Below are 25,249 nucleotides of genomic sequence, written 5' to 3' on the forward strand. Positions count from 1 at the left end.
CGGACGGAGGGGCCCGAGGTGGTGGCTCGGGACGGCGGGCCCGAAGTGGCCCGGGAGGGGCCCGGGAGGGATCCGGCGGGGGGGTCCGGGAGGGATCCGGCGGGGGGTCCGGGAGGGATCCGGCGGGGGGTCCGGGACGGGTCCGGCGGGGCTCCGGGAGGGGCCCGGCGGGCGGATTTCGCCGCGGATCCGCCGCGACCGTCTCGGCGGCGTCCGCGTGTTGTCCGCATGTTGTCCGCGTGTTGTCACGCTCAAGGGCAGGGTGTTCCGATGAGTTCGCGGCGGGAGGATGGTCTATCCATGCGAGGTGGCGACGGCGCCGCCGACCACTCACCGCATCCGACGTGGAGGTGCGCCATGTGTTCCCACCAGACTTCGGACCGTCCCGGCCGCGAGGCCGCGCACACCGTCGCCGCCCACCCCGAGCAGGGGTGGAGCCTGCGGTGCGACGGGGCGATCGTCTTCGACGACACCGGCGAGCTGCTGGCCGACGGCAGTGTGGTCGCCCCGCACCGGCTGCCCGTCGGTCAGCTGGCCGTCGCCGCCTGAGCGTCGGCGGGCCCCCCGTCCGCCGCGCCCCCAACCTCACAGGGCGATACACCTACGGCAACACCGCGAACCCGTCGAGCTCGACCAGTGCCTGTTCGTCCCAGAGGCGTACGACACCGATGACGGCCATCGCGGGGAAGTCGCGGCCCGCCAACACCCGCCAGATACGGCCGAGTTCGGCGGTGTGGGCGCGATAGTCCGCGACGTCGGTGGCGTAGACGGTGACGCGGGCCAGGTCGGCGGGGGTGCCGCCGGCGGCCCGGAGGGCGGTCAGCAGACCGGTGAGCGCCGTCTCGAACTGTTCCGGGAGATTCCCCCCGACGACTTTGCCGTCGATGTCGAGTGAAGTCTGGCCCGCCAGGAAGACGACGCGGCTGCCGGTGGCGACGACGGCGTGCGAGAAGCCGGTGGGCGGCGAGAGTTCCGGCGGGTTGATGCGCTCGGGGGTCATCGGACCTCCACCTCCCGGTAGGCGTCGGCGACGGGCTTCTTGTACAACTCCTTGGCGATGACGGCCCGTTGGACCTCACTCGCCCCTTCATAGATCCGCGGGGCGCGCACCTCCCGGTAGAGGTGTTCGAGCAGATGGCCGCGGCGCAGGGCGCGGGCTCCGTGGAGCTGGACGGCCGCGTCGACGACGTACTGGGCGGTCTCCGTGGCCAGCAGTTTGGCCATCGCGGCCCGCTGGGGCACGTCCGGGCCTCCGGCGTCGTACGCCGCCGCGGCCGCGTACACCATGAGGCGGGCGGCCTCCGTGCGCAGGGCCATCTCGGCGACCTGGTGGGCCACCGTCTGCAGAGCGCTCAACGTGCCGCCGAACGCCTCGCGTCGAGCCGTGTGCGTGAGCGTCGCGTCGAGTGCCGCCTGTGCCATGCCGACCGCGAAGGCGCCCACGCTCGGCCGGAAGAGGTTGAGGGTGCTCATGGCCACCCGGAACCCCCGGTCGGGTTCCCCGAGCACGTCGTCGGCCGTGACGGGCACGGCGTCGAAGTCGAGGGTCCCGATGGGGTGCGGTGAGAGCAGGTCGAGCGGGGTGCCGGTGAGCCCGGGGCGGTCGGCGGGGACGAGGAAGGCGGTGACACCACGGGCGCCGGCGTCCGGGGTGGTGCGGGCGAACACGGTGGCGAAGTCGGCCTCGGGGGCGTTGGAGATCCAGCACTTCTGACCGGTGAGCCGCCATCCGCCGGAGCCGTCCGGGTCCGCCCGCAGGGCCAGCGCCGCCGCGTCCGAGCCCGCGCCGGGCTCGCTGAGGGCGAAGGCCGCGACCGCGCCGCCCTCGCACACCCGCGGCAGCCACCGGTCCCGCTGGGCCCCGGTGCCGTACGCGTGCACCGGGTGCGCGCCCAGGCCCTGCAGGGCGAGCGCCGTCTCGGCCTCCGTGCAGACCTGCGCCAACGACTCGCGCATCAGACACAGACCGAGCGCGCCCGAGGTGAACAGGCGGGAGAGCAGCCCGAGGCGGCCCAGTTCCGCGACGAGCGGGCGGTTGACGTGGCCCGGCTCGGCCTTGTCCACGAGAGGGCGCAGCCGCTCCGCGGCCAGCGTGCGCAGTTCGGCGCACCAGGCGGTCTGTGCCGGATCGAGCGAGAATACGGTCACTGCCGGTCCCCTCTCCTGCCGGGCGGCCGCACCGACCGCCGAGGCGCAGGAGCCGGTCCGGCCCCCACGGCTTCGCGAGCCGGCCGGAAGGCGGGGCCGCCCCTGCCACGGTATCGCGAACTGTTGACTGTCGTCACCAACACGATACGCTCCCCGTGCGAGCCCACCACGACAAGGGGGCGAACGGCCATGGATCCCAGGGACCCCACGGACACCGCCGACGCCGTACGGCCGCCGGTCTCGGCGCACGTCGACACCTTCGCGCGCGACCATCTTCCGCCCCCGGACCAGTGGCCGCAGCTCCGCTTCGAGCTGCCCGAGCTGCGCTACCCCGAGCGGCTGAACTGCGCCGTCGAGCTGCTCGACCGCACGGTGGAGCGGTTCGGCGCCGGACGCCCGGTGTTCCGTACGCCGTCCGGTGACGTGTGGACCTACGGCCAGCTGCTCGCCCGTGTCGACCGGATCGCGCATGTGCTGAGCGCCGAACTGGGCGTCGTACCCGGCAACCGTGTGCTGCTGCGCGGGCCCACCACTCCCTGGCTGGCCGCGTGCTGGCTGGCGGTGCTGAAGGCGGGCGCGGTCGCCGTCACCGTGCTGGCCCAGCAGCGGCCGCACGAGCTGACCACCATGTGCGGCATCGCCCAGGTGTCGCACGCGCTGTGCGACGTGCGGTCCGTGGACGACCTGGTGAAGGCGGAGATCCCCGGGCTGCGGGTGACGACGTACGGCGGGGACGCGCCCGACGACCTGCTGCTGCGGATCACGGGCGCGCCGGACGAGCCCTACCCGGCCGCGGCCACCGCCTCCGACGACATCGCGCTGATCGCGTTCACGTCCGGCACCACGGGCCGCCCCAAAGGGTGCCTGCACTTCCATCGCGATGTGCTGGCGACAGCGGACACCTTCTCGAAGCACGTGCTGCGGCCGCACGAGGACGATGTCTTCACCGGCAGTCCCCCGCTGGGCTTCACCTTCGGCCTCGGCGGGCTCGTCGTCTTCCCGATGCGGGCGGGTGCCAGCTCCCTGCTCCTCGAACAGGCGGGCCCCGGGCAGCTGTTGCCCGCCATCGCGGAGCACCGGGTGTCGGTCCTGTTCACCGCGCCGACCGCGTACCGGGCGATGCTCGACGAGCTGGACTCGTACGACGTCTCGTCCCTGCGGCGCTGCGTCTCGGCGGGCGAGAACCTGCCGGCGGCCACCTGGCGGGCCTGGCACGAGCGCACCGGGCTGCGGATCATCAACGGCATCGGCGCGACCGAGCTGCTGCACATCTTCATCTCCGCGGCCGACGAGGGGATCCGGCCCGGTACGACGGGCGTTCCCGTGCCGGGGTGGCACGCGCGCGTGGTGGACGAGGGCGGCCGGCCCGTGCCCGACGGCGAGCCGGGGCTGCTCGCGGTGCGCGGTCCGGTCGGCTGCCGCTATCTCGCCGATCCGCGGCAGCGGGAGTACGTGCGCGGCGGCTGGAACATCACCGGTGACACCTATGTGCGGGACCCCGACGGCTACTTCAGCTATGTCGCCCGCGCCGACGACATGATCATCTCGGCCGGCTACAACATCGCGGGACCTGAGGTGGAGGACGCGCTGCTGCGCCATCCCGACGTGGTGGAGACGGCCGTCGTGGGGCGCACCGACGCGGCGCGCGGCCAGGTGGTGGTGGCGTACGCCGTACTGCGGGCGGGCGCGCACCGGGACGCCGAGGCGCTGCGCGGCTTCCTCAAGTCGGAGCTGGCGCCGTACAAATGCCCGCGCGAGATCGTCTTCCTGGAGGCGCTGCCGCGCACGGCGACCGGGAAGCTCCAGCGTTTCCGGCTGCGGGCCGACGCCGAGCGGGTGCCCGGGGAGGGCGGGCGCGCGTCCGTGACAAGTCCCCGCCCGGCGGACGGCGCCGGTCCTCCCCCGGCCGGTTCTCCCCCGGTCGACCCTCACGCAGCCGCCCCTCACGCAGCCCCTTCCGGCGGTCCCGTACCCGTGGAAGGTCATCCGGAATGATCTACGCCCTCTAGAGTGATCAACGTGTCCGAGCAGCACGCCCCCCGGTCCCTCATCGTCACGTTCTACGGCGCGTACGGCCGCCATGTGCGCGGCCCCGTGCCGGTGGCCGAGCTGATCCGGCTCCTCGCCGCGGTCGGCGTCGACGCCCCCTCCGTACGGTCCTCCGTCTCGCGGCTCAAACGGCGCGGGCTGCTCGCGCCGGAGCGCACACCGGCGGGCGCGGCCGGATACGCGCTGTCGCCCGACGCGCGCCAACTGCTCGACGACGGCGACCGGCGCGTGTACGCGGCGGTGCCCCCGCGGAACGAGGGGTGGGTGCTCGCCGTGTTCTCCGTACCGGAGTCGGAGCGGCAGAAGCGGCACGTGCTGCGTTCCCGGCTGGCCGGACTCGGCTTCGGGACGGCGGCCCCGGGCGTGTGGATCGCGCCCGCTCGTCTCTACGAGGAGACGCGGCACACCCTGCAACGGCTGCGGCTCGACCCGTACGTGGACCTGTTCCGCGGCGAGCACCTGGGATTCGCGGCGACCGCCGAGGCGGCCGCGCGCTGGTGGGACCTGGCCGCGATCGCCAAGGAGCACGAGGCGTTCCTGGACCGCCACGCACCCGTGCTGCACGGATGGGAGGGGCGCGCGGACACCCCGCCCGAGGAGGCGTACCGCGACTATCTGCTCGCCCTGGACTCCTGGCGTCATCTGCCGTACACCGATCCCGGGCTGCCCGCCGAGCTGCTGCCCCAGGACTGGCCGGGCGTCCGCTCGGCCGCCGTCTTCCGCGCGCTGCACGCGCGGCTGCGGGACGCGGGGGCGGAGTTCGCGGGCGTGGATCCGGCGGTCTGAGCGCCGGCCGGTCGTTCCTGCCGAGACGCGCGACGGCCCCGGAATCATGGTCCCGGTAACAATCCAGCGCGCTAAGGGAACCCTCAGGTTCCTCCGTCCCTCCTCTCAGACTTCTTACCTAGCGTCGGGGCGCATGACTCTCCTGCGCAGTCTGAACCGGGCGCTCACCGCCACCACGGGCCTCCAGGTGCGCCGGGCCGCACCGGCCGCACCACCCGGGCGGAAGGCCTCGGCGGTCAAACCGGCGAGGCGGCCCACGCCGGTGTACCGATGTCCGGCCCCCGAGGAGCTCGCCACGGACCGGTTGCTGCGACAGCCGGTCTTCATCATGTCTCCCGTGCGTTCCGGTTCGACCCTGCTGCGGATGCTGCTCAACGCCCACTCCCGGCTGCACTCCCCGCACGAGCTGCACATCCGCCGTCTGGAGGTCGACTACGGGAGCAAGCTCTCGCAGCGCGCGATGAGCGCACTCGACCTGGAGCGCGGCGACCTGGAACACCTGCTGTGGGACCGGGTGATGCACCGCGAACTGACGCGCTCGGGCAAGGACTTCATCGTCGAGAAGACACCCAGCAACGCGTTCGTCCACGAACGCATCAGAGACTGCTGGCCCGATGCGCGCTTCGTCTTCCTGCTGCGCCACCCCGTCTCCATCGCGCAGTCGTGGCACGAGGGCGACCCGGACAAGCGCACCTATGACGAGGCGGCCGCCGACGCGCTGCGCTACATGACGGCCGTCGACACCGCGCGCGAGGCCATCACCGGCGGCCACACCCTGCGCTACGAGGACATCACCGCCGACCCCGGGAAGGAGCTGCGCGGGCTCTGCGCCTTCCTGGACCTCGACTTCGAGCCGGCGATGCTCGACTACGGCAGCCGCGACGCCTCCCAGCTGGTCAAGGGCCTCGGTGACTGGCGGGACAAGATCCGCAGCGGCAGCGTGCAGTCCGGGCGCGCGCTGCCCGCCGAGGAGGAGATACCCCCGCTGCTGCGGCCGATGTGCCGGGCCTGGGGCTACAGCTCGTGAAACCGCACGCCGAGATAGCGGAGGTCTGGCCGCGCGACGGCTGCATACGTCTGGTCGGACACCTCCACGGACGGTCCGTGCGGGACACGGACGACTGGCAGCTGCTGCTCGTGCGCCGGGCCCGCACCGACCGGTGTCTGCGCTACAAGGTGCGACTGACGGGCGACCGGTTCGAGAGCGAGCTGCCCCTCGCCGACCTGTCGACCGACGACCAGGCCGAGGCCGGGGAGTGGGACATCCATCTCACCGACGGTGAGGCGCAGTTGCGCGCCGGCCGGCAGCTCGACGACATCCGCGACAAAAAGAAGATCATGGTGTTTCCGGAGCAGTGCGTGGGCCGTCTACGGGTCCGTCCGTACTACACCGTCAAGAACAACCTGTCGCTGAAGTGCCGTACGGGAGGCGACGCATGACGGGACGTCAGTCACTCCCCCGCGTCCGCTATCTGCTGCTGCACGCGTACGGCCGCGGCGGCACCATCCGTACGGTGATGAACCAGGCCAACTCCCTTGCGGCGGCGGGCTGGCAGGTCGAACTGGTCAGCGCGGTGCGTCGCCGGGACGACCTCCAGTTCCCGCTGGATCCCCGGGTGCGCGTCTCCACCGTCGTCGATCTGCGCGAGGAGGCCCACACCCCGGCCACCGGGCTCGTCGGGCGCTGGCGCGAGTGGCACCGGGGCCGGCTGCTCGACCGGCCGGCGAGGCACATCCCCGCGGGCGAGTTCGGCTACCGGTACTTCAACCAGTACGTCGAGCGGCGACTCATCGCGTATCTGCGCACGCTGACCGACGGCGTCCTGGTGACCACGCGGCCCGCGCTCAACTTCCTCGCCGCCGGGCACGCCACCGGCGGGGTGGTCCGGGTCGCGCAGGAGCACATGAACCACGGGACGCACAGACGCGATGTGCAGCGGCGCATCCGGGAGACCTATCCGCACTTCGACACGGTCGCCGTCCTGACGGAACGCGACCGCGAGGAGTACGCACGACTGCTCCCCGGCACCCGGGTGGTCCGCATCCCCAACGCCGTGCACTCGCTCGACCAGGTGCCCTCCCGCCACCAGTCGAAGATCGCGGTCGCGGCCGGCCGGCTCTTCCCGCAGAAGGGCTTCGACCTGCTGATCCCGGCCTGGGCGAAGCTCGTGGAGACGCACCCCGACTGGCAGTTGCGGATCTACGGCAGCGGCGAGAAGAAGACCGAGCTGCGTGCTCTCGTCGAGGAGCACCACCTCTACAACCACGTCTTCCTGATGGGTCACACCGACCGCCTCGACGACGAGCTCGCCAAGGCGTCCTTCTACGTGCTCAGTTCGCGCTTCGAGGGACTGCCCATGGTGATGATCGAGGCGATGAGCCACTCGCTGCCGGTGGTGAGCTTCGACTGTCCGACCGGCCCGGCGGACGTGCTCACCCACGGAGTCGACGGCCTGCTCGTTCCACCGGAGGACCCGGACGCGCTCGCCGACGCCATGAGCCGGCTGATGGCCGACCGACGACTGCGGGCGGACATGGGCGTCGCCGCGGTCCTGACGGCCTCCTCGTACGGCCCCGACGCCGTGCACCCCCGGTGGGAGGCGCTCTTCCGTGAACTCCACGCACAACGACGCCCGGGCGGCGCCGTGAAAGGACAGCGCGCATGACCACCACGTCCAGGGCGCAGGGAGCCACGGTCTGGCTCACCGGGCTGCCGAGCGCGGGCAAGACCACCATCGCCCGTGTCCTCGCCGGCCGGCTGAGGTCCGAGGGACACCGGGTCGAGGTCCTCGACGGCGACGAAATCCGCCGGTTCCTCTCCGCCGGTCTCGGCTTCTCCCGCGCGGACCGCCACACGAACGTGCAGCGCATCGGCCTGGTCGCCGAGGTGCTCGCCCGCAACGGCGTGCTGGCCGTGGTGCCCGTCATCGCGCCGTACGCCGACAGCCGCGAGGCGGTGCGCAAGCGCCACGAGGCGAGCGGCACCCCGTACCTCGAAGTGCATGTGGCGACCCCCGTCGAGGTGTGCAGCCGGCGGGACGTGAAGGGCCTGTACGCACGCCAGGCAGCGGGCATGCTGACCGGGCTGACCGGAGTGGACGACCCTTACGAGCCGCCGCTCGACCCCGCGCTCAGCCTGGAGACGCAGCTGCAGACACCCAAGGAGTCGGCGGACGCGGTCCACGCCCTGCTGGCGACGAGGGGGCTCGTGTGACAGACCTCCTCTGCACCCCCGGCGCCCTCAAGTCCCCAGCGTGAGCCGGGGTTTGGGGGCGTCCGTGCGGCCGGTCCGCGGGGGCCGGCTGCCGGCGCGGTACGGCAGCGGCCAGGCGACGCCCGGGCCGGTGTACTCCTGCTCGGCGGCCGCGTGCAGCGTCCAGTGCGGGTCGTAGAGATGGGGCCGGGCGAGCGCGCACAGGTCCGTACGCCCGGCCAGGATCAGGGAGTTGACGTCGTCCCAGGAGGAGATCGCGCCGACGGCGATCACCGGGATCCCGGTCTCGTTGCGGATCCGGTCGGCGAACGGCGTCTGGTACGAGCGCCCGTAGTCGGGGCGTTCGTCCGCGACGACCTGCCCGGTCGACACGTCGACGGCGTCGGCACCGTGCGCGGCGAAGGCGCGGGCGATCCCGACCGCCTCGTCCGCGCCGTTGCCGCCCTCGGCCCAGTCGGTCGCCGAGATCCGTACGGTCATCGGGCGCTCCTTGGGCCACACGGCCCGTACCGCGTCGAAGACTTCGAGCGGGAAGCGCAGCCGGCCGGCGAGTGAGCCGCCGTACGCGTCGGTCCTGCGGTTGGTGAGCGGCGAGAGGAAGCCGGAGAGCAGATAGCCGTGCGCGCAGTGCAGTTCGAGCAGGTCGAAGCCGCAGTGTGCGGCCCGTCGCGCAGCGGCGGTGAACTGCTCGCGCAGCTCGTCGAGTTGGGCACGGTCGAGCTCGCCGGGTGTCTGGTTGTCCGCCGTGTACGGGATCGGGGAGGCGGCCACCACGGGCCAGTTGCCGTCCTCCAGGGGCTCGTCGATGCCTTCCCACATCAGCTTGGTGGAGCCCTTGCGCCCGGAGTGGCCGAGCTGCACGCCGATCGCCGTACCCGGTGCCTGGGCGTGCACGAAGTCGGTGATCCGCCGCCACGCGTCGGCCTGAGGGGACGTGTAGAGGCCGGCGCAGCCCGGGGTGATACGGCCCTCGGCGCTGACGCACACCATCTCCGTCATCACCAGGCCGGCGCCGCCCAGCGCCCGGGCGCCGAGGTGCACGAGGTGGAAGTCGCCGGGGACGCCGTCCGCCGCCGAGTACATGTCCATGGGCGAGACGACGACCCGGTTGCGCAGGGTCAGTCCGCGCAGCCGGAACGGCGTGAACATCGGTGGCGTGCCGGCCGGGCAGCCGAACTCGCGCTCCACGGTCTCGGCGAAGTGCGGGTCGCGCAGCCGCAGGTTGTCGTGGGTGACCCGGCGGCTGCGGGTGAGGAGGTTGAAGGCGAACTGGCGTGCCGGCTGGTCGAGATAGAGCCCGATGTTCTCGAACCACTCCAGGCTGGCGCGGGCGGCCCGCTGCGTGGACGCGACGACCGGCCGCCGCTCCGCCTCGTACGCGAGCAACGCCTCCTTGAGCGTCGGCTGTTCCTCCAGACAGGCGGCCAGCGCGAGGGCGTCCTCCACCGCCAGCTTCGTCCCGGACCCGATGGAGAAGTGCGCGGTGTGGGCGGCGTCGCCGAGGAGCACCAGATTCCCGTGCGACCAGCGGTCGTTGACGACCGTACGGAAGGTGGTCCAGGCGGACCGGTGGGAGCGCAGGGCACGGCCGCCGAGCGCGTCCGTGAAGATCTTGGCGCAGCGCTCGACGGACGCCTGCTCGTCCAGCTCCGCGAAGCCGGCCGCCCGCCAGACCTCTTCGCGCATCTCGACGATGACGGTCGACGCGCCGGGCTGATTCTGTGGCCCAGCAGGCCTCGTCGAGGTGGGGTGGTCGGGCGACGGGCGGGAGAAGGGGTAGCCGTGGAGTTGCATCACGCCGTGCTCGGTCTCCGCGATCTCGAAGCGGAAGGCCTCGAAGGCGAAGTCGGCGGCGAGCCAGATGTAGCGGCAGCGGTGCTCCTCGATGGACGGTCCGAACACCTCGGCGTGCGCGCCGCGGGCGAGGCTGTGCACTCCGTCGGCGGCCACCACGAGGTCGTACTCCGCGGTCAGCCGGGCGGTGGACGGGGCCTCGGTCCGGAAGCGCAGGTCGACGCCGAGCGAGCGACAGCGCTCGTGCAGGATTTCCAGCAGCCGGCGCCGGCCGAGCGCGGCGAAGCCGTGGCCGCCGGAGGTGTGGCGCACTCCGCGGTGCACGATGTCGATGTCGTCCCAGCGGACGAACTCGTCGCACAGCGCCGCGTACACGACGGGGTCGGCGTGCTCGATCCCGCCGAGGGTCTCGTCGGAGAGGACCACGCCGAAGCCGAAGGTGTCGTCGGGCGCGTTGCGCTCCCAGACGGTGATCTCCCGTTCCGGATCGAGACGCTTGAGCAGGGCGGCGGTGTAGAGGCCGCCGGGTCCGCCGCCGATGACGGCCACACGCAGGGCCACGGTCACCGCCCCCGCCACTTCGGCGGCCGCTTCTCCGTGAACGCCGCGTGGAACTCCGCGTAGTCCTCGCCGTTCATGAGCAGCGCCTGGGTGGCCGCGTCCAGCTCCACCGCCGCGGCGAGCGGCATGTCCAGTTCGGCGGTGAGCAGGGCCTTGGTCTGGGCGTACGCGAGCGCCGGGCCCTCGGCGAGCCGGCGGGCCAGCGCCTGGGCGGCCTGGTCGGAGCGGCCCTCGTCCGCCAGTTCGCTGATCAGGCCGATCCGCTCCGCCTCGGGCGCCCGGACGGGTTCGCCGAGCATCAGCAGCCGGGTGGCGTGCCCGAGCCCGACCACCCGGGGCAGCAGATACGCGGCGCCCATGTCGCCGCCGGACAGTCCGACGCGGGTGAAGAGGAAGGCGAACCGGGCCGAGGGATCGGCGACCCGGAAGTCGGCAGCCAGGGCGAGCACGGCCCCGGCGCCCGCGGCCACCCCGTGCACGGCGGCGATCACCGGGAACGGGCACTCCCGTACGGCCCGCACGACCTGCCCGGTCATCCGGTTGAAGTCGAGGAGCTGGGCGGTGTCCATCGCCAGGGTGGCGCCGATGATCTCGTCGACGTCACCGCCGGAGCAGAAGCCGCGCCCCTCTCCCGCCAGCACCAGGGCGCGGACGGATTTCTCGCGGGACAGCTCGGCGAGCAGATCGCGCAGGTCGGCGTAGGCGCCGAAGGTGAGCGCGTTGAGCTTCTCGGGGCGGGCGAGGGTGACCGTCGCGACCCCGTCGCTGACCCGGCACCTCACGTGCTGCCAGTCGGGGGTGCGGGCGGCGGAGCCGGTGAAGGGACTCATGACGTGCGGCCTCCTCGGGCACGGTCCCCCGAATTTATCACTCATCCGTGACTGTCGTCACGAGTACGCAATAGACCTGCCCGGAAGGCGACGGTCCCGTCATCGAGTCACGGATCCTCGATAGCCCCGTAACGACCGGATCACCCGTGCGAGGCGGGCCGTTCCCGTGGGTACGACGGCCGGTACCCGGGACGAACGTCCCGGCAGGCGCCCGCCGGGCGCCTCTGTTCCGGAACGCCGTACCCTTCCTATGTTGAAAGCAGGACAGCCTGCTGATGAACGGACCCACGTTGCACGAGCCCCCCGCTCCCGCCTCCTGGCGCATCGCGCTGCCGCACACCGCCGCGGCCGTGCCGGTCGCCCGCGCGCTGGTCCGTACGGCGCTGGCCGAGCTGAAGCACTCGGCCGACAGCGACACGGCCGAGCTGCTGACGGCGGAGCTGGTCGCGAACGCCGTGGAGCACACCGCGGGGACCGGTCCGATAGAGCTCGTGGTGGAGCTGCTGCCGTCGGGCTGTCAGGTCGAGGTCCACGACCCCGACCCCGCGCCGCCCGGCGACCTCACCGTCCCGCACCCGCTCGGCCCGCCCGACCCCTGGCAGGAGCACGGACGCGGCCTGCTGCTGATCCGCACCCTCAGCTCGTCCTGCGGACACCGCCCCACCGAGTCCGGCAAGGCGGTCTGGTTCAGACTGCCTGTCGTGCCGCCACAGCGCCGGTACGTGTAGGTTCCGCAGCGGCTTCCGCATCCGGCGCCGCGAGCCGCGAATGGCGAATGGCGGCGGGTTCCTGGCCTCCCCCGCCGGCCGTGGTGATCGCGTCGAACCCGATGTACGAGAAGAACGCGGCCGTCGCGCCGGCCCCGATGCCGCCAAGCCCGGCCCCCGCGTGCGGGAGGCCCGGGCCGGTCAGGCCATCGTCGCCACCAGGACGGCCTTGATGGTGTGCAGCCGGTTCTCGGCCTCGTCGAAGACGACCGAGTACGCCGACTCGAAGACCTCGTCGGTGACCTCGAGCGACTCCAGGCCGTGGCTCTCGTGGATCTCCCGCCCGACCTTGGAACCCAGGTCGTGGAAGGCCGGCAGACAGTGCAGGAACCTGACGTCCGGGTTGCCGGTGGCCCGCAGGACGTCCATCGTCACGGCGTACGGGGACAGGGCACCGATGCGCTCGTCCCAGACCTCCTTGGGCTCGCCCATCGAGACCCAGACGTCGGTGGCGACGAAGTCGGCGCCGCGGACGCCCTCGGCGACCTCCTCCGTGAGCGTGACCCGGGCCCCGCTGTGCTCGGCCAGCTCGCGGGCCCGGGCGACGATCTCGTCAGCAGGCCAGTACGCCTTCGGGGCGACGATCCGGACGTCCATCCCGAGCAGCGCGCCGGTGATCAGATACGAGTTGCCCATGTTGAAGCGGGCGTCGCCGAGGTAGGCGAAGCCGATCGAACCGAGCGGCTTGTCGCTGTGCTCGGTCATCGTGAGGACGTCGGCGAGCATCTGGGTGGGGTGCCAGTCGTCGGTCAGCCCGTTGTACACGGGCACTCCGGCGTACGCGGCGAGCTCCTCGACGCCGGCCTGGCTGTCGCCCCGGTACTCGATCGCGTCGAACATCCGCCCGAGCACACGCGCGGTGTCCTTCACGGACTCCTTGTGGCCTATCTGCGAACCGGACGGGTCGAGGTACGTGGTCGACGCGCCCTGGTCCGCGGCGGCGACCTCGAACGCGCAGCGGGTCCGCGTCGAGGTCTTCTCGAAGATCAGCGCGATGTTCCGGCCCCGCAGGTACTGCGTCTCGGACCCCGCCTTCTTGGCCGCCTTCAGCTCCGCGGCCAGCTCGAGCAGACCGCGGAACTCCTCGGCGGTGAAATCCAGCTCCTTGAGGAAGTGGCGTCCGGCGAGGGCGGTCGGGACTGTCGCCATGAGGGCGCTCCAGGGTGACGAAGACGGGGACCCTTGGAATTCTATACGACGCTCAACATTTCTATACGAAGACCTGCGCTGACCCCGTACGACCGTACGACCGTACGACCGTACGACGCGTCGGGCGCCCCGCTCCCCACGAGGGTCCGCCCGCGCGGTCCCTCCTACACGGCGTCCCGCTGGACGGGACAGCTCATACACCGGGGCCCGCCCCTCCCCCGGCCCAGCTCACTGCCCGGGATCTCTATGACCTCGATGCCCTGCTTGCGCAGATGGGTGTTGGTGGTCGAGTTCCGCTCGTAGGCGACGACGACACCCGGCTCGACCGCGAGGACGTTGCAGCCGTCGTCCCACTGCTCGCGCTCGGCCGCGTGCACATCCTGGGTGGCCGTCAGCACGCGGATCTCGTTGAGCCCCAGCGCGGCGGCGATCGCGCGGTGCATGTGCTCCGGCGGATGGTCGGTGACCTTCAGCTCCTTCTCCCCCACGCCCTGCTCGATCGTGTACGAGCGGAGCATGCCGAGCCCCGCGTACTGCGTGAAGATGTCGCCGTCGACCATCGTCATCACGGTGTCGAGGTGCATGAAGGCCCGCCGCTTGGGCATGTCGAGCGCCACGATCGTGGTCGCCGAGCCGGCCTCGAACAGCTTGTGCGCGAGCATCTCGACGGCCTGGGGCGTCGTCCGCTCGCTCATGCCGATGAGTACCGCGCCGTTGCCGATGACCAGCACGTCACCACCCTCGATGGTGGAGGGATAGTCCGCCTGCCCTTCCGACCAGAGATGGAAGGTCTCGTCGCGGAAGAGCGGGTGATGGCGGTAGATCGCCTCGAAGTGCACCGTCTCCCGCTGCCGCGCCGGCCAGCGCATGGCGTTGATGGAGACCCCGTCGTAGATCCAGGCGGAGGTGTCCCGGGTGAAGAGGTGGTTGGGCAGCGGACCGAGCAGGAAGTCGTCGAGGTCCATGACATGGAAACGCACGGAGGTCGGCTCCGGGTGGGCGTCCAGGAACTCCCGCTTGGTCATGCCGCCGACCAGAGCGGCGGCCAGCTCCGGGGCGGACATGGTCTCGAAGGCGTCGCGGAGATGGTCGGTGGCGAGCGGCCCGTACTCCTTCTCGTCGAACACCCGGTCAAGGACGAGCGATCTGGCCGCCGGGATCTCCAGGGCCTCGGTGAGCAGGTCGCCGAAGAGATGGACGGCGACACCGCGGTCGCGCAGGACGTCCGCGAAGCCGTCGTGCTCCGCACGCGCCCGGCGCACCCACAGCACATCGTCGAAGAGCAGAGCGTCCTTGTTGCTGGGCGTGAGCCTTTTGAGCTCTAGGTCCGGCCGGTGCAGGATGACGCGGCGCAGCCGCCCGGCCTCGGAGTCGACATGGAATCCCATGTCTCCATCCTGACCATCGGGACGCGCGTTCACCCGCCGATCGACGGGACCGGCCCTCGCGGATCCGCCCCACGGGCACCCGACGGCCGCCACCCAGGCCCTGACCCATCGATTTCGTCCCCTTGACGATAACGAGGTCGACCGATTATCGTCGCACTGACGACAATGAGCGAGGGGGCCGCTGAGTCCGCTCAGTGGCAAGGGGGTTGTTCCATGGCCGACATCACCAGGCGTTTCGGCTGGCGCCATCTGCGCGGTGCGCCGACCGCCCATGTACGGCACCACCGGTCGGGCCGGCTGCTGCACGACGGACCGGGGCTCAGCTTCTGGTACCGCGCGCTGAGCGCCGCGCTCTCCGAAGTCCCGGTCGACGACCGCGAACTGGCCATGACCTTCCACGCCCGCACCTCCGACTTCCAGGACGTGGCGGTGCAGGCGACCGTCACCTACCGGATCAGCGACCCCGCTCTCGCGGCCGGCCGCCTCGACTTCTCCATCGACCCCGACACCGGCGTCTGGCGCGGGGCACCCCTCGAACAGCTCGGGACCCTGCTGACCGAGACCGCTCAGCAGCACGCGCTGGACGTCCTGGCCCGTACGTCGCTCGCGGCGGCCCTGGTGGACGGGGTCGCGGCGGTGCGCGAACGGATCGCGGGCGGGCTCGCGGCGGAGCCGCGGCTGCCGGCGACGGGCATCGAGGTGGTCGCCGCCCGCGTAGTGGCGCTGCGCCCCGAGCCCGAGGTGGAGCGGGCGCTGCGCACCCCGGCGCGGGAGCAGATCCAGCAGGACGCGGACAAGGCGACGTACGAGCGGCGCGCCGTGGCCGTCGAACGGGAACGCGCGATCGCCGAGAACGAACTCGCCAGCCAGATCGAACTCGCCCGGCGCGAGGAGCAGTTGGTCGACCAGCGCGGTACGAACGCGCGCCGGGAGGCGGAGGAGCGTGCCGCGGCGGACGCGGTGCGGGCCGGCGCCGAGGCGGCGCGGACGGTCCGCCTCGCCGACGCCGAGGCGGCCCGCACCGTGCGCCTCGCCGGGGCCGAGGCGCAGGCCGCACGGGAGGTCGGCGAGGCGCGGGCCGCGGCCCAGGACGCCTGGCTGCGGGTGCACGCGGAGGTGCCGGTCGGCACCCTGCACGCCCTGACGGGCACCCGGCTCGCGGAGAACCTGCCGCGGATCGGAAGCGTCACGGTCTCGCCGGACGTCCTGACCGGGCTGCTCGCCCACCTGGGCGCGGGCTCCGCCGCTTCGGCGCTCGACGGACCCTCGGGGGAGTCCGCGTGAGTCTCGCGCCCCGGGTCGTGCTGGTCCACCGCACCACGGAGTACGAGGAGTTGGTGGCCCGGCACGGCACGCACGGGCAGGCGGCGTTCTTCCTGTCGTCCCGGGGGCGGGACATCGAGGAGGTCGCGGAGCGCTCCCGCAGAACCCGGCGGGCGCTCTCCGACATCGCCGCCGCCGTTCCCCTGACCTGGCGTCAGGCCCGGGTCGAGCGCGGGGACTTGGACCGCTTCCTCTTCGCCCCCGAGGACGTGGTGGTGGTCGTGGGACAGGACGGTCTGGTCGCCAACGTGGCGAAGTACCTGGCCGGGCAGCCCGTGGTCGGCATCGACACCGACCCGGGCCGCAATCCCGGCGTGCTGGTGCGCCATCGGGCCGGTGACGCCGGCGCGTTGATCGCCTCCGCGGTGGCCCGGGGCGGGCAGGCCGAGGAACTCACCATGGTCGAGGCGGTCGCGGACGACACCCAGCGGCTGCTCGCGCTCAACGAGATCTATCTGGGTGCGGCGGGGCACCAGACGGCCCGGTACCGGCTGGGGCTCGACGACGACAGGGGTGTCGTCGAGCCCCAAGCCTCCTCCGGGGTCCTCGTGGGCACGGGGACCGGGGCGAGCGGGTGGCTCCGGTCGGTGTGGCAGGAGCGGGGCGAGCCGTTCACCCTGCCGGGGCCCACCGAGGACCGGCTGCTGTGGTTCGTCCGCGAGGCCTGGCCGTCGCCGGCCACGGGCACCTCGCTGGTCGGCGGCGGCCTCACGCGCGCCGCGCACCTGCGGCTCACCGTCGAGTCCGACCGCCTCATCGCCTTCGGCGACGGAATGGAGAAGGACGCGGTGGAGCTGGTGTGGGGACAGTCGGTGCGGGTGGGGGTGGCGGACGTACGCCTGCGCTTGGTCGGGTGAGGGGCGCGCGGCCCCTCACCCATGCCGCACGCAGCCGACATCCAGCGCGCCGGCGGTGCCACGTCCGGGCCGCACATCAGCGCGCTGCGGGCCGGGGGTCACCCCCGGCCGCGCTGTGGGCCGGGGGTCACCCCCGGCCCACACCTCACAGCCGCGGGTCCACCGGCTCCGACTCCAGGGCCAGTACGCCGAACACGGCCTCGTGCACCCGCCACAGCGGCTCGCCCTCGGCCAGCCGGTCGAGAGCCTCCAGGCCCAGGGCGTACTCGCGGATCGCCAGCGACCGCTTGTGGTTGAGGAAACGGCCGCGCAGCCGCGCGAGGTTCTCCGGCCGCGTGTACTCGGCGCCGTAGATGATCCGCAGGTACTCGCGTCCCCGGCACTTGATGCCCGGCTGCACGAGCCGTCCCTTCTCGCTCCGCACCACCGGGCCGACCGGCTTGACGACCATGCCCTCGCCGCCGCGTCCGGTCATCTCCAGCCACCAGTCGACACCGGCCTGCACGGACTCCGCGTCCCCGGTGTCCACGAACAACCGCCGGGTCGTCTGCAGCAGCCCGCTCCCGTCGTGCTCCACGAGCCGGTCGATCAGCGCGAGCTGTTCGTCGTGCGGGAGGGCGGCGAGACTGCGGCCCTGGACGGCGAGGATCTGGAAGGGCGCCAGCCGGACCCCGTCCAGCCCGTCCGTCGTCCAGCAGTACCTGCGGTACGCGTCCGTGAACGCGGCCGCGTCGGCCGCCCGTTCGCGCTGCTTGGCCAGCAGGTCCTGGACGTCGACACCGCGCGCCGCCGCTCCTTCGAGCGCGGCGAGCGCACCCGGGAACACGGCCCCCGAGGCGGCGCCGACCGCCGCGTACTGCGAGCGCAGCAGCCCGGACGCCTTCAGCGACCACGGCATCAACTCGGCGTCGAGCAGCAGCCAGTCGACCATGCCGGAAGCGCTGTCGGAGGCGGCCAGGTCCGTCCACAGTCCCGCCTCGGTGGCGGCGTCCCGCAGCCGGCCGAGGATCTCCTCGGTCACCGCGGGGTCGTCGAAGAAGGGACGGCCGGTGCGCGTGTACAGCGCGCCGGTGGGCCCGCCCTCGACGCCGAAGCGCTCACGCGCGGCGTCCGCGTCCCGGCAGACCAGCGCCACCGCCCGCGAGCCCATGTGCTTCTCCTCGCACACCACCCGCGCGACCCCGTCCTCCCGGTACTGCGCGAAGGCCTCGACCGGGTGCTCCAGATAGCCGTCGAGGTGCGAGGTCGCGGTCGGCGCCATGGTCGGCGGCAGATACGGCAGCAGCCGCGGGTCCACGGCGAAACGGCTCATGACCTCAAGCGCCGCGGCCGCGTTCTCCTCACGGACGGACACCCGTCCCGCGTGCCGGGTCTCGACGACCCGCCGCCCGTGCACGTCCGCGAGGTCGAGCGGCCGCCCCTCGTGTCCGCCGGGCGCCTCGGAGGCGAGCGGCCGGGCCGGCTCGTACCAGACCTGTTCGGCCGGTACGTCGACCAGTTCGCGCTCCGGCCAGCGCAGCGCGGTGAGCTTGCCGCCGAAGACGGCACCCGTGTCGAGGCAGATGGTGTTGTTCAACCACGTGGCCTGCGGCACCGGAGTGTGCCCGTAGACGACCGCCGCGCGGCCCCGGTAGTCCTCCGCCCACGGATAGCGCACCGGCAGGCCGAACTCGTCGGTCTCCCCGGTCGTGTCGCCGTACAGCGCGTGCGAGCGCACCCGGCCCGACGTACGGCCGTGGTACTTCTCCGGCAGCCCCGCGTGGCAGACGACGAGCCGTCCGCCGTCGAGGACGTAGTGACTGACGAGCCCGTCGACGAACTCCCGTACCCGCGCCCGGAATTCGTCGCTCTCCCCCGCCAGCTGCTCGATGGTCTCGGCGAGACCGTGGGTGTGCTGGACCTGGCGGCCCTTGAGGTGGCGGCCGAGCTTGTTCTCGTGGTTGCCGGGCACGCACAGGGCGTCGCCGGACGCGACCATGGACATCACGCGGCGCAGGACGCCCGGGGTGTCCGGGCCGCGGTCGACGAGGTCGCCGACGAAGACGGCCGTACGGCCTTCCGGATGCACCCCGTCCACGTAACCGAGCTTGCCGAGCAGGGACTCCAGCTCCGCGGCGCAGCCGTGGATGTCGCCGACGATGTCGAAGGGGCCGGTGAGGTGGGTCAGGTCGTTGAACCGCTTCTCGGTGCGGACCTCGGCGCCCTCGATCTCCGCGACGCCCCGCAGGACGTGCACCTTCCGGAAGCCCTCGCGCTCCAAGTGGCGCAGGGAACGCCGGAGTTCGCGGGTGTGGCGCTGGATGACGCGGCGCGGCATGTCGGCGCGGTCGGTACGCGAGGCGTTGCGCTCGGCGCAGACCTCCTCCGGCACGTCCAGGACGATGGCGATGGGCAGGACGTCGTACTGCTTCGCCAGGTCGATCAGCTGACGGCGGCTCTCCTGCTGCACGCTGGTCGCGTCGACGACGGTGCGCCGGCCGGCCGCGAGGCGCTTGCCCGCGATGTAGTGCAGCACGTCGAAGGCGTCGCCACTGGCGCTCTGGTCGTTCTCGTCGTCGGCGACCAGGCCCCGGCAGAAGTCACTGGAGATGATCTCGGTCGGCTTGAAGTGCCTGTGGGCGAAGGTGGACTTGCCCGAGCCCGAAGCACCGATCAGGACCACGAGGGAGAGGTCGGTCACGGGCAGGGTGCGGGTCTTCGCGTGCGTCTCGTTCGTCATGCGGCCTTCTCCTCCTTCGGGGCGGTCAGCGTGAACACGGCCATCTGCGTGGGCGGGCCCACCTCGGGGTCGTCGGGTCCGACGGGCGTGAACCGCACGTCGTAGCCGTGCCGTCGGGCGACCTCGTGGGACCAGGTACGGAATTCCTCGCGCGTCCATTCAAAGCGGTGGTCGCCGTGCCGGGAGTGACCCGCCGGGAGCGTCTCCCAGCGGACGTTGTACTCGACGTTCGGCGTCGTCACGAGCACGGTCTTCGGGCGGGCCGAGCCGAACACCGCGTACTCCAGGGCCGGCAGCCGGGGCAGGTCGAGGTGCTCGATGACCTCGCTCAGCACGGCCGCGTCGTACCCCTTGAGCCGCTTGTCGGTGTACGCGAGTGAGCCCTGGAAGAGCTTGACGCGCGCGGCCTGCCGCTCGCCCATGCGGTCCAGCTTCAGCCGGCGCGAGGCGATGGTCAGCGCGCGCATCGACACGTCGACCCCGGCGATCTCGGTGTACCGGGGGTCCTTGAGCAGCGCCTGCACCAACTGCCCCTGGCCGCAGCCGAGGTCGAGGACGCGCGCCGCACCGGCGGCGTCCAGCGCGGCGAGGATCGCGTCCCGGCGGCGGACGGCGAGCGAGACGTGCTTGCCTTCGGGGTCGGGGGAAGCGAGGGCGTCGGCACCCTCGGAGGGGCCGGTGCCTTCGGGGACGTCCGCGTGACCGGTGTCCTCGGCGCGGGCGGTGCCTTCGGTTTCCGCGGATTCCTCGGGCAGGCCGGTGTACGGCACGTCCTCCACCGCGTTGTCGATCTGCTCGACCTCGCTGTCGTCGGCCTCGGCCAGCCGTACGAGCTCCAGCCGCTGCATCGCCTCACGCGTCAGCGACCAGCGGCGCGCGAGGTACCGGCTGGTGATCAGCGTCTGCTCGGGGTGGTCCGGCAGCCAGCCCTCGCCGGCCCGCAGCAGCTTGTCGACCTCGTCGGAGGCCACCCAGTAGTGCTTGGTGTCGTCGAGCACCGGGAGCAGGACATAGAGGTGCCGCAGCGCCTCGGCCAGCGTCAGCTCCCCGGCCGACTCCAGAACCAGGCGTACGTAGCGGGAGTCGCCCCACGCGGGGAACTCGGTGTCCAGCGCCACCGCCTCGGCGCTCACCGTCCAGCCGAGCGGCTCGAACAGCTTGCGTACCAGGTCGGCGCCCCCGCGGGCGGGCAGGGCCGGCACCTCGATCCGCAGGGGCAGCGGCTGCCCCGGCAGATCGGGCTTCGCGTTGCACTGGCCCTTCATCGCGCTGGAGAACACGGCGCTCAGCGCCACCGCGAGCAGCGACGACGCCGCGTACGGACGGTCGTTGACGTACTGGGCGAGCGCCGCGTCGGGGGCGCCGCCACGGCCCTTGCCCTTGCCGCGCCGGACCAGCGCCACCGTATCCACCTCGAGCAACAGCGCGGCCGTGCACCGCTCGACGGACGCCTCGGGATACAGGACGTGCGCCGTGCCGTAGGAGGTGGAGAACGCCTGCGCGTTGTCGGGATGCTTGTGCAGCAGAAACCCGAGGTCGGTCGCGGGGCGCTCTGGGGTGCCGGTGGTGCTGATCGTCAGGAACACGTGTCCGAGTATGTGCGGTCCGCCAGGCCCCCACCAGGGAATTTCCGTCTCTCCCGGAGGCCTGGGACGAACCTGCGACACATCGCCGAGGCGGTTACACCAGCTGCGACTGGACCTGGGCCGAGATCAGGTCGAGGTGGTCCAGGTCGTCGAGGTCGAGGATCTGGAGGTAGACGCGCCGGGAGCCGATCTCCGCGTACCGGCCGATCTTGTCGACGACCTCAGCCGGCGAGCCGGCCAGGCCGTTGGCCTTCAGCTCGTCGACCTCGCGGCCGATCGCCGCGGCACGGCGGGCCACCTCGTGGTCGTCCTTGCCGACACAGGCCACCAGCGCGTTGGAGTACACCAGGTCCTCGCCCTTGCGCCCGGTCTCCTCGGCCGCGGCGCGGACCCGGCCGAACTGGCGCTCGCTGTCCTCGATCGAGGCGAACGGCATGTTGAACTCATCGGCGTACCGGCCCGCGAGCCGCGGCGTGCGGGTCGCGCCGTGGCCGCCGATGAGGACCGGGATCTTCGCCTGCGCCGGCTTGGGCAGTGCGGGCGAGTCGGTCAGGTCGTAATGCGTGCCGTGGTGACTGAAGGTCTCGCCGGCCTCGGTCGCCCACAGACCCGTGACGATGGCCAGCTGCTCCTCCAGACGCGCGAACTTCTCCTTCGGGAACGGAATGCCGTACGCCTTGTGCTCCTCCTCGAACCAGCCCGCGCCCAGGCCCAGTTCGACCCGGCCGCCCGACATCTGGTCGACCTGCGCGACCTGGATGGCGAGCACACCGGGCAGCCGGAAGGTGCCGGCGGTCATCAGCGTGCCGAGCCGGATGCGCCGGGTCTCACGGGCCAGCCCGGCGAGGGTGATCCAGGCGTCCGTGGGGCCGGGGAGGCCGTCGGCCGAGCCCATGCGGAGGTAGTGATCGGAGCGGAAGAAGGCGTCGAAGCCGAGGTCTTCGGTGGCCTTGGCGACCGTGAGAAGGGTGTCGTAGGTGGCGCCCTGCTGGGGCTCGGTGAAGATGCGAAGATCCATACCTCCATCCTGCACGGTCGAACGCCGGTCAACCCCGTCGGTCCCGCCGGTCGCCGCCTGCCACGGTCGGGTGAATATCCGTCCACCCCGGGTGGGGTGCGGGGCCGTGCCAGTGACCCGGCTCAGCGGTGATCGTTGGCTCGGGCGGAGCCGGGCCGCCCGGCACTCGTCGCCGGCGTCGCCGGGGCGTCACCCGTGCCGGTCCCCTTGCGGGGCCGAGGCCGAGGAGGCCGTCATGTCCCAGGAAGCCGTGCCGCAGCAGGGGGTTCCTGAACAGCCCGGTGCTGAGCAGCCGAAGGGGCTGTTGCAGCAGATGGAGGAGCTGATGGCGGCGCTCAATGCGGATCTGTCCCAGCTGGACGCGCACTTTCAGTCTTCCGGGGCTCGGGGTGTGGCGGTGGCCGCGGAGGACTCCGAGTCCGCCTGACGTCACGGCCTACCGGCCTATGGGTTGCCTCCGGCGGACGGGTCGCCTCCGGCGGACGGGTCGCACCCCGGCCGACGGGTCGCATCCACCCCGGCTGACGGGCGCGCCTGCGGCGGGCTTCTCGCCCCCTCCGCCCCTTCCCGTCCCGTCCCGTACCTGGGGCTCCGCCCCAATCCCCGCTCCTCAAACGCCGGAGGGGCTGAGACTTGCCCCGGCGACACTGATGTTTGTCCGGGCTGCAGTTGAGGCCGCCGCGCCAGGGCCGGGCGGTGGGAGCTTGCCCGGTCCTCAACCCGGCGCCGGGTCCCGTTCCGCCACCCCCTGGTTCTGGTCTCGGGCCGCCAGGCGGCGGAGCATTTCGAGGACGCGGTCGCGGGACTCGTCCGCGGCGTCGATGGCCTCCATGCACTGCCAGTACGTGCTCTCGTCGTCCGCCGCGCAGGCGACGCCGACGAGGGCGATGCCGACCTCACCGAGGAGGCCGCCGAGGTCGAGGAGGGTCCGGCGGGCGTCGCCGAGGTCGGTGAGCTGGGCGGCGCGCAAATCGGCGACGTCGATGGACGGAACGTCCAGGACGCCACAGCCTCGGCCGGCCAGCTCGGTCAAACCCAGTGCCTCGCCCCGTAATTCGGGTGGCCCCGACACTGCCAGGCGGCTGCCGATCGCCTGCGCCAGAGCCTGTGCCTGCCACACCTCCGTCATGGTTTCCGGTATCTCGCCGCTCCTCGCCAGCGCACGTCTGCTCGCCGCGATGAGCCGCACAGCGTCCATGCGCTGCCCCCGTCTGTCCGACGCGCTGATTTCGCACGTCCGCCCGAACTCCGTTGTCCACTACCCAGAGTGAGGGTCGACGGGACGAAAAGCCAGAGGAAGCCCGAAATCTGTGGACACGGAGTTGGTTGTGGACAACTCAACGACTCCGGAGAGTGACATACGGACGCTCCCGCTCAGGGCCCCTCCGGAGCCGGAAATCTCCGTTCGTTGCGGTCGATCTTCGCGTCCAGTGCCGCGAGCGGGTCGATGCCGAGCACCTCGCACAGCTGGAGCAAATAGGCGAGCACGTCCGCGACTTCGTCGGTCACCCGATGCGCCGTTTCGGGGTTCTCCATCACCCGCGCCGATTGCTCCGGGGTCAACCACTGGAAGATCTCGACGAGTTCAGACGCCTCCACGCTGAGCGCGGCGACCAGGTTCTTGGGGGTGTGGTACGGCCCCCAGTTCCGCGCGGCCGCGAACTCGGCCAGGCGGCGCTGCAGATGCGCTACGTCCAGTTCCTTCACGTTCCCAGATCTACCATCCGTGGCGTTCCTCGTGGCCCCGGGCGCCCCGGTCAGGTCCGCGAAGTCAGCGTCCGCGCCGCCGGCCCGGCTTCCGGCACCCCCACCCGAGGGCACGGTGTCACCGCCCCCACGGCCCCCGCCGCCTCCTCAGCCTTCCCCCACTCCGTCCGCCGGCCCCAGATCCACCACCGTCGCCCCCTCGGCCCCCGCCACGTCGCTCACCGCGGCCACCAGGCGGATGTGTCCCTGTTCGCACATCCGGGCCGCCAGCCGCAGCAGTTCTCCGCTCTGGCGTGGGTCCATGCGGCGGTCGAAGCCGTCGGCCAGGACCGTCAGGGTCTGGAGCGCCTCCGGGACTTCCCCGGCGGGGTCCACCTCCAGCACTCCGGGTCCGGTGAGCAGCACCAGGGCCAGGGCGAGGTACCGCAACTCGCCGTCCCCCAGCAGCCGTAGATCCGTACGGCGGCCGTCGCCGCGGTCGAGCAGTCCGCGGACCCGGCCGTCGAGGCCTGGCTCGGACAGCAGATCGGCGACCGGGCCGGTGCAGCCGGCGCGGACCGCCGCGACCAGCTGCCCGTGCCGCCGTCCGCACTCGGAGCGGGTGCGCCACAGCACGTCGGCCAGGTTGTCGCAGCCGCGCAGCAGCCGTCCGCCGCCGGCGGACACGGGCGCACGCATGCGGCGGGGCCGGGGGTCGCAGGCGAAGACGGACCGCAGTGCGATCACCATCTGCTCGGCGGCGGCCAGCACTTGGCGCTGGCCGTCCGTCTTGCCCGCGACGCGCAGCGGCAGCAGCGCGGTGCCGAGGCGGTCGTCGGGGAGGGGACCGCGGGTCACCGGGGAGGCGCCGCCGGTGTACCAGGCGGCCTGGACGGCGGGACGGCTCGGATCCCGCAGCGCCGTCTCGAGCAGGACGAGCCCGCCCGCGGTCAGCCGCTCCCCCACGATGCGCAGTTCGGGCTCGGCCTGTACGGCGAGGTCGAGCCGTACGGGTCCCAGGGGCCCGTCGGCCGTACAGCCGAGGCGGAAGCCGCGTCGGCTCTGGGCGTCCGGGCGGGCCCGTTCGGGTACGCAGGCGGCCGGATCCGGGAACACCTCGGCGAGTTCGGCTCCGCCGCCGAGCCGGGCGAGCGCCTCGTACGCCCGTAGTGCCGTGGATTTTCCGCTGCCGCTGGGTCCCGTGAAGAGAGTCAGCGGCCCCAGCCCGAATCCGGCCCCGCGGTGCCCGGCGAACGCGGAGAGCCGCAGGTGCGTGACGCTCGGCCGCCCCGGTGGCGGCCCGGCGGCCTCCGGCCCGTCCGGTCCGGCATCAGGGGCAACTGTCGGATACGGCACAAAGGATGACGCGGTCAT

23 protein-coding genes are annotated in these 25,249 nt (G+C 72.3%); 11 read left to right on the plus strand and 12 right to left on the minus strand.

Translation table 11 applies throughout. From position 1 onward, the window contains the following. Positions 1–357: 357 nt before the first annotated feature. Complete coding sequence (locus ACFVYF_RS23575; protein WP_389458234.1) at positions 358–549, plus strand: DUF5999 family protein; 192 nt, start codon at positions 358–360, stop codon at positions 547–549. 52 nt (positions 550–601) lie between these two features. Here the strand turns inward: ACFVYF_RS23575 and ACFVYF_RS23580 are convergent, their stop codons facing one another. After that, the gene (locus tag ACFVYF_RS23580; protein ID WP_389458236.1) at positions 602–1,000 is read right to left on the minus strand and encodes a RidA family protein; all 399 of its coding nucleotides are present in this window, start codon (positions 998–1,000) and stop codon (positions 602–604) included. Next, positions 997–2,148 carry an acyl-CoA dehydrogenase family protein gene (locus ACFVYF_RS23585; protein WP_389458238.1) on the minus strand — a complete coding sequence of 384 codons (1,152 nt, stop codon included), beginning with the start codon at positions 2,146–2,148 and terminating at the stop codon, positions 997–999. The genes ACFVYF_RS23580 and ACFVYF_RS23585 overlap by 4 nt, the downstream gene beginning before the upstream one ends. Before the next feature lie 189 nt (positions 2,149–2,337). Here ACFVYF_RS23585 and ACFVYF_RS23590 point away from each other — a divergent pair, with 189 nt between their 5' ends. The 6 genes from ACFVYF_RS23590 to cysC all read left to right on the plus strand — a co-directional run bounded on the left by ACFVYF_RS23590 (position 2,338) and on the right by cysC (position 8,197). After that, the gene (locus tag ACFVYF_RS23590) at positions 2,338–4,143 is read left to right on the plus strand and encodes an AMP-binding protein (protein ID WP_389458239.1); all 1,806 of its coding nucleotides are present in this window, start codon (positions 2,338–2,340) and stop codon (positions 4,141–4,143) included. Between the two features lie 15 nt (positions 4,144–4,158). Further along, positions 4,159–4,983 (plus strand): PaaX family transcriptional regulator C-terminal domain-containing protein, encoded by an 825-nt coding sequence (locus ACFVYF_RS23595; RefSeq protein ID WP_389458241.1) that lies wholly within the window; start codon positions 4,159–4,161, stop codon positions 4,981–4,983. 133 nt (positions 4,984–5,116) lie between these two features. After that, positions 5,117–6,010, plus strand: coding sequence for a sulfotransferase family protein (locus ACFVYF_RS23600; RefSeq protein WP_389458243.1), 894 nt, complete (start codon positions 5,117–5,119; stop codon positions 6,008–6,010). Further along, on the plus strand, positions 6,007–6,423 hold the full coding sequence (locus ACFVYF_RS23605; RefSeq protein WP_389458245.1) for a hypothetical protein: 417 nt from the start codon (positions 6,007–6,009) through the stop codon (positions 6,421–6,423). The genes ACFVYF_RS23600 and ACFVYF_RS23605 overlap by 4 nt, the downstream gene beginning before the upstream one ends. Continuing rightward, a complete protein-coding gene (locus ACFVYF_RS23610; protein ID WP_389458247.1) occupies positions 6,420–7,649 on the plus strand; it encodes a glycosyltransferase family 4 protein in 1,230 nt (409 codons plus the stop codon). Before ACFVYF_RS23605 ends, ACFVYF_RS23610 begins: the two co-directional genes overlap by 4 nt. Continuing rightward, complete coding sequence (gene cysC / locus ACFVYF_RS23615) at positions 7,646–8,197, plus strand: adenylyl-sulfate kinase (protein WP_389458249.1); 552 nt, start codon at positions 7,646–7,648, stop codon at positions 8,195–8,197. Before ACFVYF_RS23610 ends, cysC begins: the two co-directional genes overlap by 4 nt. A gap of 27 nt (positions 8,198–8,224) precedes the next feature. Here cysC and ACFVYF_RS23620 read toward each other — a convergent pair whose 3' ends face one another. Further along, a complete protein-coding gene (locus ACFVYF_RS23620; RefSeq protein ID WP_389458347.1) occupies positions 8,225–10,558 on the minus strand; it encodes a bifunctional salicylyl-CoA 5-hydroxylase/oxidoreductase in 2,334 nt (777 codons plus the stop codon). Then, positions 10,555–11,382, minus strand: a complete 828-nt coding sequence (locus ACFVYF_RS23625; protein ID WP_389458251.1) for an enoyl-CoA hydratase family protein — start codon at positions 11,380–11,382, stop codon at positions 10,555–10,557. Before ACFVYF_RS23625 ends, ACFVYF_RS23620 begins: the two co-directional genes overlap by 4 nt. Before the next feature lie 275 nt (positions 11,383–11,657). Here ACFVYF_RS23625 and ACFVYF_RS23630 point away from each other — a divergent pair, with 275 nt between their 5' ends. Continuing rightward, positions 11,658–12,110 carry an ATP-binding protein gene (locus tag ACFVYF_RS23630; protein ID WP_389458254.1) on the plus strand — a complete coding sequence of 151 codons (453 nt, stop codon included), beginning with the start codon at positions 11,658–11,660 and terminating at the stop codon, positions 12,108–12,110. A gap of 180 nt (positions 12,111–12,290) precedes the next feature. Here ACFVYF_RS23630 and argF read toward each other — a convergent pair whose 3' ends face one another. Both argF and ACFVYF_RS23640 read right to left on the minus strand, forming a co-directional pair. After that, positions 12,291–13,298, minus strand: a complete 1,008-nt coding sequence (gene argF, locus ACFVYF_RS23635; protein WP_389458256.1) for an ornithine carbamoyltransferase — start codon at positions 13,296–13,298, stop codon at positions 12,291–12,293. 164 nt (positions 13,299–13,462) lie between these two features. Then, positions 13,463–14,686: an arginine deiminase gene (locus ACFVYF_RS23640; protein WP_389458258.1), complete on the minus strand. Its 1,224-nt coding sequence runs from the start codon at positions 14,684–14,686 to the stop codon at positions 13,463–13,465. Positions 14,687–14,899: 213 nt separating this feature from the next. Between ACFVYF_RS23640 and ACFVYF_RS23645 the strand changes: the two genes are divergently transcribed. Further along, positions 14,900–15,970, plus strand: coding sequence for an SPFH domain-containing protein (locus ACFVYF_RS23645; RefSeq protein ID WP_389458260.1), 1,071 nt, complete (start codon positions 14,900–14,902; stop codon positions 15,968–15,970). Continuing rightward, a complete protein-coding gene (locus ACFVYF_RS23650) occupies positions 15,967–16,866 on the plus strand; it encodes a hypothetical protein (RefSeq protein ID WP_389458262.1) in 900 nt (299 codons plus the stop codon). The genes ACFVYF_RS23645 and ACFVYF_RS23650 overlap by 4 nt, the downstream gene beginning before the upstream one ends. Before the next feature lie 145 nt (positions 16,867–17,011). Here the strand turns inward: ACFVYF_RS23650 and ACFVYF_RS23655 are convergent, their stop codons facing one another. From ACFVYF_RS23655 to ACFVYF_RS23665, 3 genes are all read right to left on the minus strand, one after another. Beyond that, positions 17,012–19,585: a polynucleotide kinase-phosphatase gene (locus ACFVYF_RS23655; RefSeq protein ID WP_389458264.1), complete on the minus strand. Its 2,574-nt coding sequence runs from the start codon at positions 19,583–19,585 to the stop codon at positions 17,012–17,014. Continuing rightward, positions 19,582–21,171, minus strand: a complete 1,590-nt coding sequence (locus ACFVYF_RS23660) for a 3' terminal RNA ribose 2'-O-methyltransferase Hen1 (RefSeq protein ID WP_389458266.1) — start codon at positions 21,169–21,171, stop codon at positions 19,582–19,584. Before ACFVYF_RS23660 ends, ACFVYF_RS23655 begins: the two co-directional genes overlap by 4 nt. 94 nt (positions 21,172–21,265) lie before the next feature. Next, a complete protein-coding gene (locus ACFVYF_RS23665) occupies positions 21,266–22,189 on the minus strand; it encodes an LLM class F420-dependent oxidoreductase (protein WP_389458268.1) in 924 nt (307 codons plus the stop codon). A gap of 235 nt (positions 22,190–22,424) precedes the next feature. On the opposite strand from ACFVYF_RS23665, the gene ACFVYF_RS23670 reads away from it, so the two are divergent. Continuing rightward, positions 22,425–22,616, plus strand: a complete 192-nt coding sequence (locus tag ACFVYF_RS23670; protein ID WP_389458270.1) for a hypothetical protein — start codon at positions 22,425–22,427, stop codon at positions 22,614–22,616. A 288-nt stretch (positions 22,617–22,904) separates the two neighbouring features. On the opposite strand, the gene ACFVYF_RS23675 is transcribed toward ACFVYF_RS23670, so the two are convergent. The 3 genes from ACFVYF_RS23675 to ACFVYF_RS23685 form a co-directional block, all read right to left on the minus strand. Beyond that, complete coding sequence (locus tag ACFVYF_RS23675) at positions 22,905–23,387, minus strand: DUF6099 family protein (RefSeq protein WP_389458272.1); 483 nt, start codon at positions 23,385–23,387, stop codon at positions 22,905–22,907. Positions 23,388–23,563: 176 nt separating this feature from the next. Then, on the minus strand, positions 23,564–23,896 hold the full coding sequence (locus ACFVYF_RS23680; RefSeq protein ID WP_389458274.1) for a nucleotide pyrophosphohydrolase: 333 nt from the start codon (positions 23,894–23,896) through the stop codon (positions 23,564–23,566). A 147-nt stretch (positions 23,897–24,043) separates the two neighbouring features. Then, on the minus strand, positions 24,044–25,249 hold the full coding sequence (locus ACFVYF_RS23685) for an AAA family ATPase (protein WP_389458276.1): 1,206 nt from the start codon (positions 25,247–25,249) through the stop codon (positions 24,044–24,046).

This window comes from Streptomyces sp. NPDC058274, from assembly GCF_042881375.1.
Taxonomy (GTDB): domain Bacteria; phylum Actinomycetota; class Actinomycetes; order Streptomycetales; family Streptomycetaceae; genus Streptomyces.

Excerpts from the sequence above, each read along its gene's own strand:
- ACFVYF_RS23575 (WP_389458234.1), top strand. The coding sequence starts at position 358 with ATGTGTTCCCACCAGACTTCGGACCGTCCCGGCCGCGAGGCCGCGCAC.
- ACFVYF_RS23580 (WP_389458236.1), bottom strand. The coding sequence starts at position 1,000 with ATGACCCCCGAGCGCATCAACCCGCCGGAACTCTCGCCGCCCACCGGC.
- ACFVYF_RS23590 (WP_389458239.1), top strand. The coding sequence starts at position 2,338 with ATGGATCCCAGGGACCCCACGGACACCGCCGACGCCGTACGGCCGCCG.
- ACFVYF_RS23600 (WP_389458243.1), top strand. The coding sequence starts at position 5,117 with ATGACTCTCCTGCGCAGTCTGAACCGGGCGCTCACCGCCACCACGGGC.
- ACFVYF_RS23610 (WP_389458247.1), top strand. The coding sequence starts at position 6,420 with ATGACGGGACGTCAGTCACTCCCCCGCGTCCGCTATCTGCTGCTGCAC.
- cysC (WP_389458249.1), top strand. The coding sequence starts at position 7,646 with ATGACCACCACGTCCAGGGCGCAGGGAGCCACGGTCTGGCTCACCGGG.
- ACFVYF_RS23625 (WP_389458251.1), bottom strand. The coding sequence starts at position 11,382 with ATGAGTCCCTTCACCGGCTCCGCCGCCCGCACCCCCGACTGGCAGCAC.
- ACFVYF_RS23630 (WP_389458254.1), top strand. The coding sequence starts at position 11,658 with ATGAACGGACCCACGTTGCACGAGCCCCCCGCTCCCGCCTCCTGGCGC.
- argF (WP_389458256.1), bottom strand. The coding sequence starts at position 13,298 with ATGGCGACAGTCCCGACCGCCCTCGCCGGACGCCACTTCCTCAAGGAG.
- ACFVYF_RS23640 (WP_389458258.1), bottom strand. The coding sequence starts at position 14,686 with ATGGGATTCCATGTCGACTCCGAGGCCGGGCGGCTGCGCCGCGTCATC.
- ACFVYF_RS23645 (WP_389458260.1), top strand. The coding sequence starts at position 14,900 with ATGGCCGACATCACCAGGCGTTTCGGCTGGCGCCATCTGCGCGGTGCG.
- ACFVYF_RS23655 (WP_389458264.1), bottom strand. The coding sequence starts at position 19,585 with ATGACGAACGAGACGCACGCGAAGACCCGCACCCTGCCCGTGACCGAC.
- ACFVYF_RS23665 (WP_389458268.1), bottom strand. The coding sequence starts at position 22,189 with ATGGATCTTCGCATCTTCACCGAGCCCCAGCAGGGCGCCACCTACGAC.
- ACFVYF_RS23670 (WP_389458270.1), top strand. The coding sequence starts at position 22,425 with ATGTCCCAGGAAGCCGTGCCGCAGCAGGGGGTTCCTGAACAGCCCGGT.
- ACFVYF_RS23675 (WP_389458272.1), bottom strand. The coding sequence starts at position 23,387 with ATGGACGCTGTGCGGCTCATCGCGGCGAGCAGACGTGCGCTGGCGAGG.
- ACFVYF_RS23685 (WP_389458276.1), bottom strand. The coding sequence starts at position 25,249 with ATGACCGCGTCATCCTTTGTGCCGTATCCGACAGTTGCCCCTGATGCC.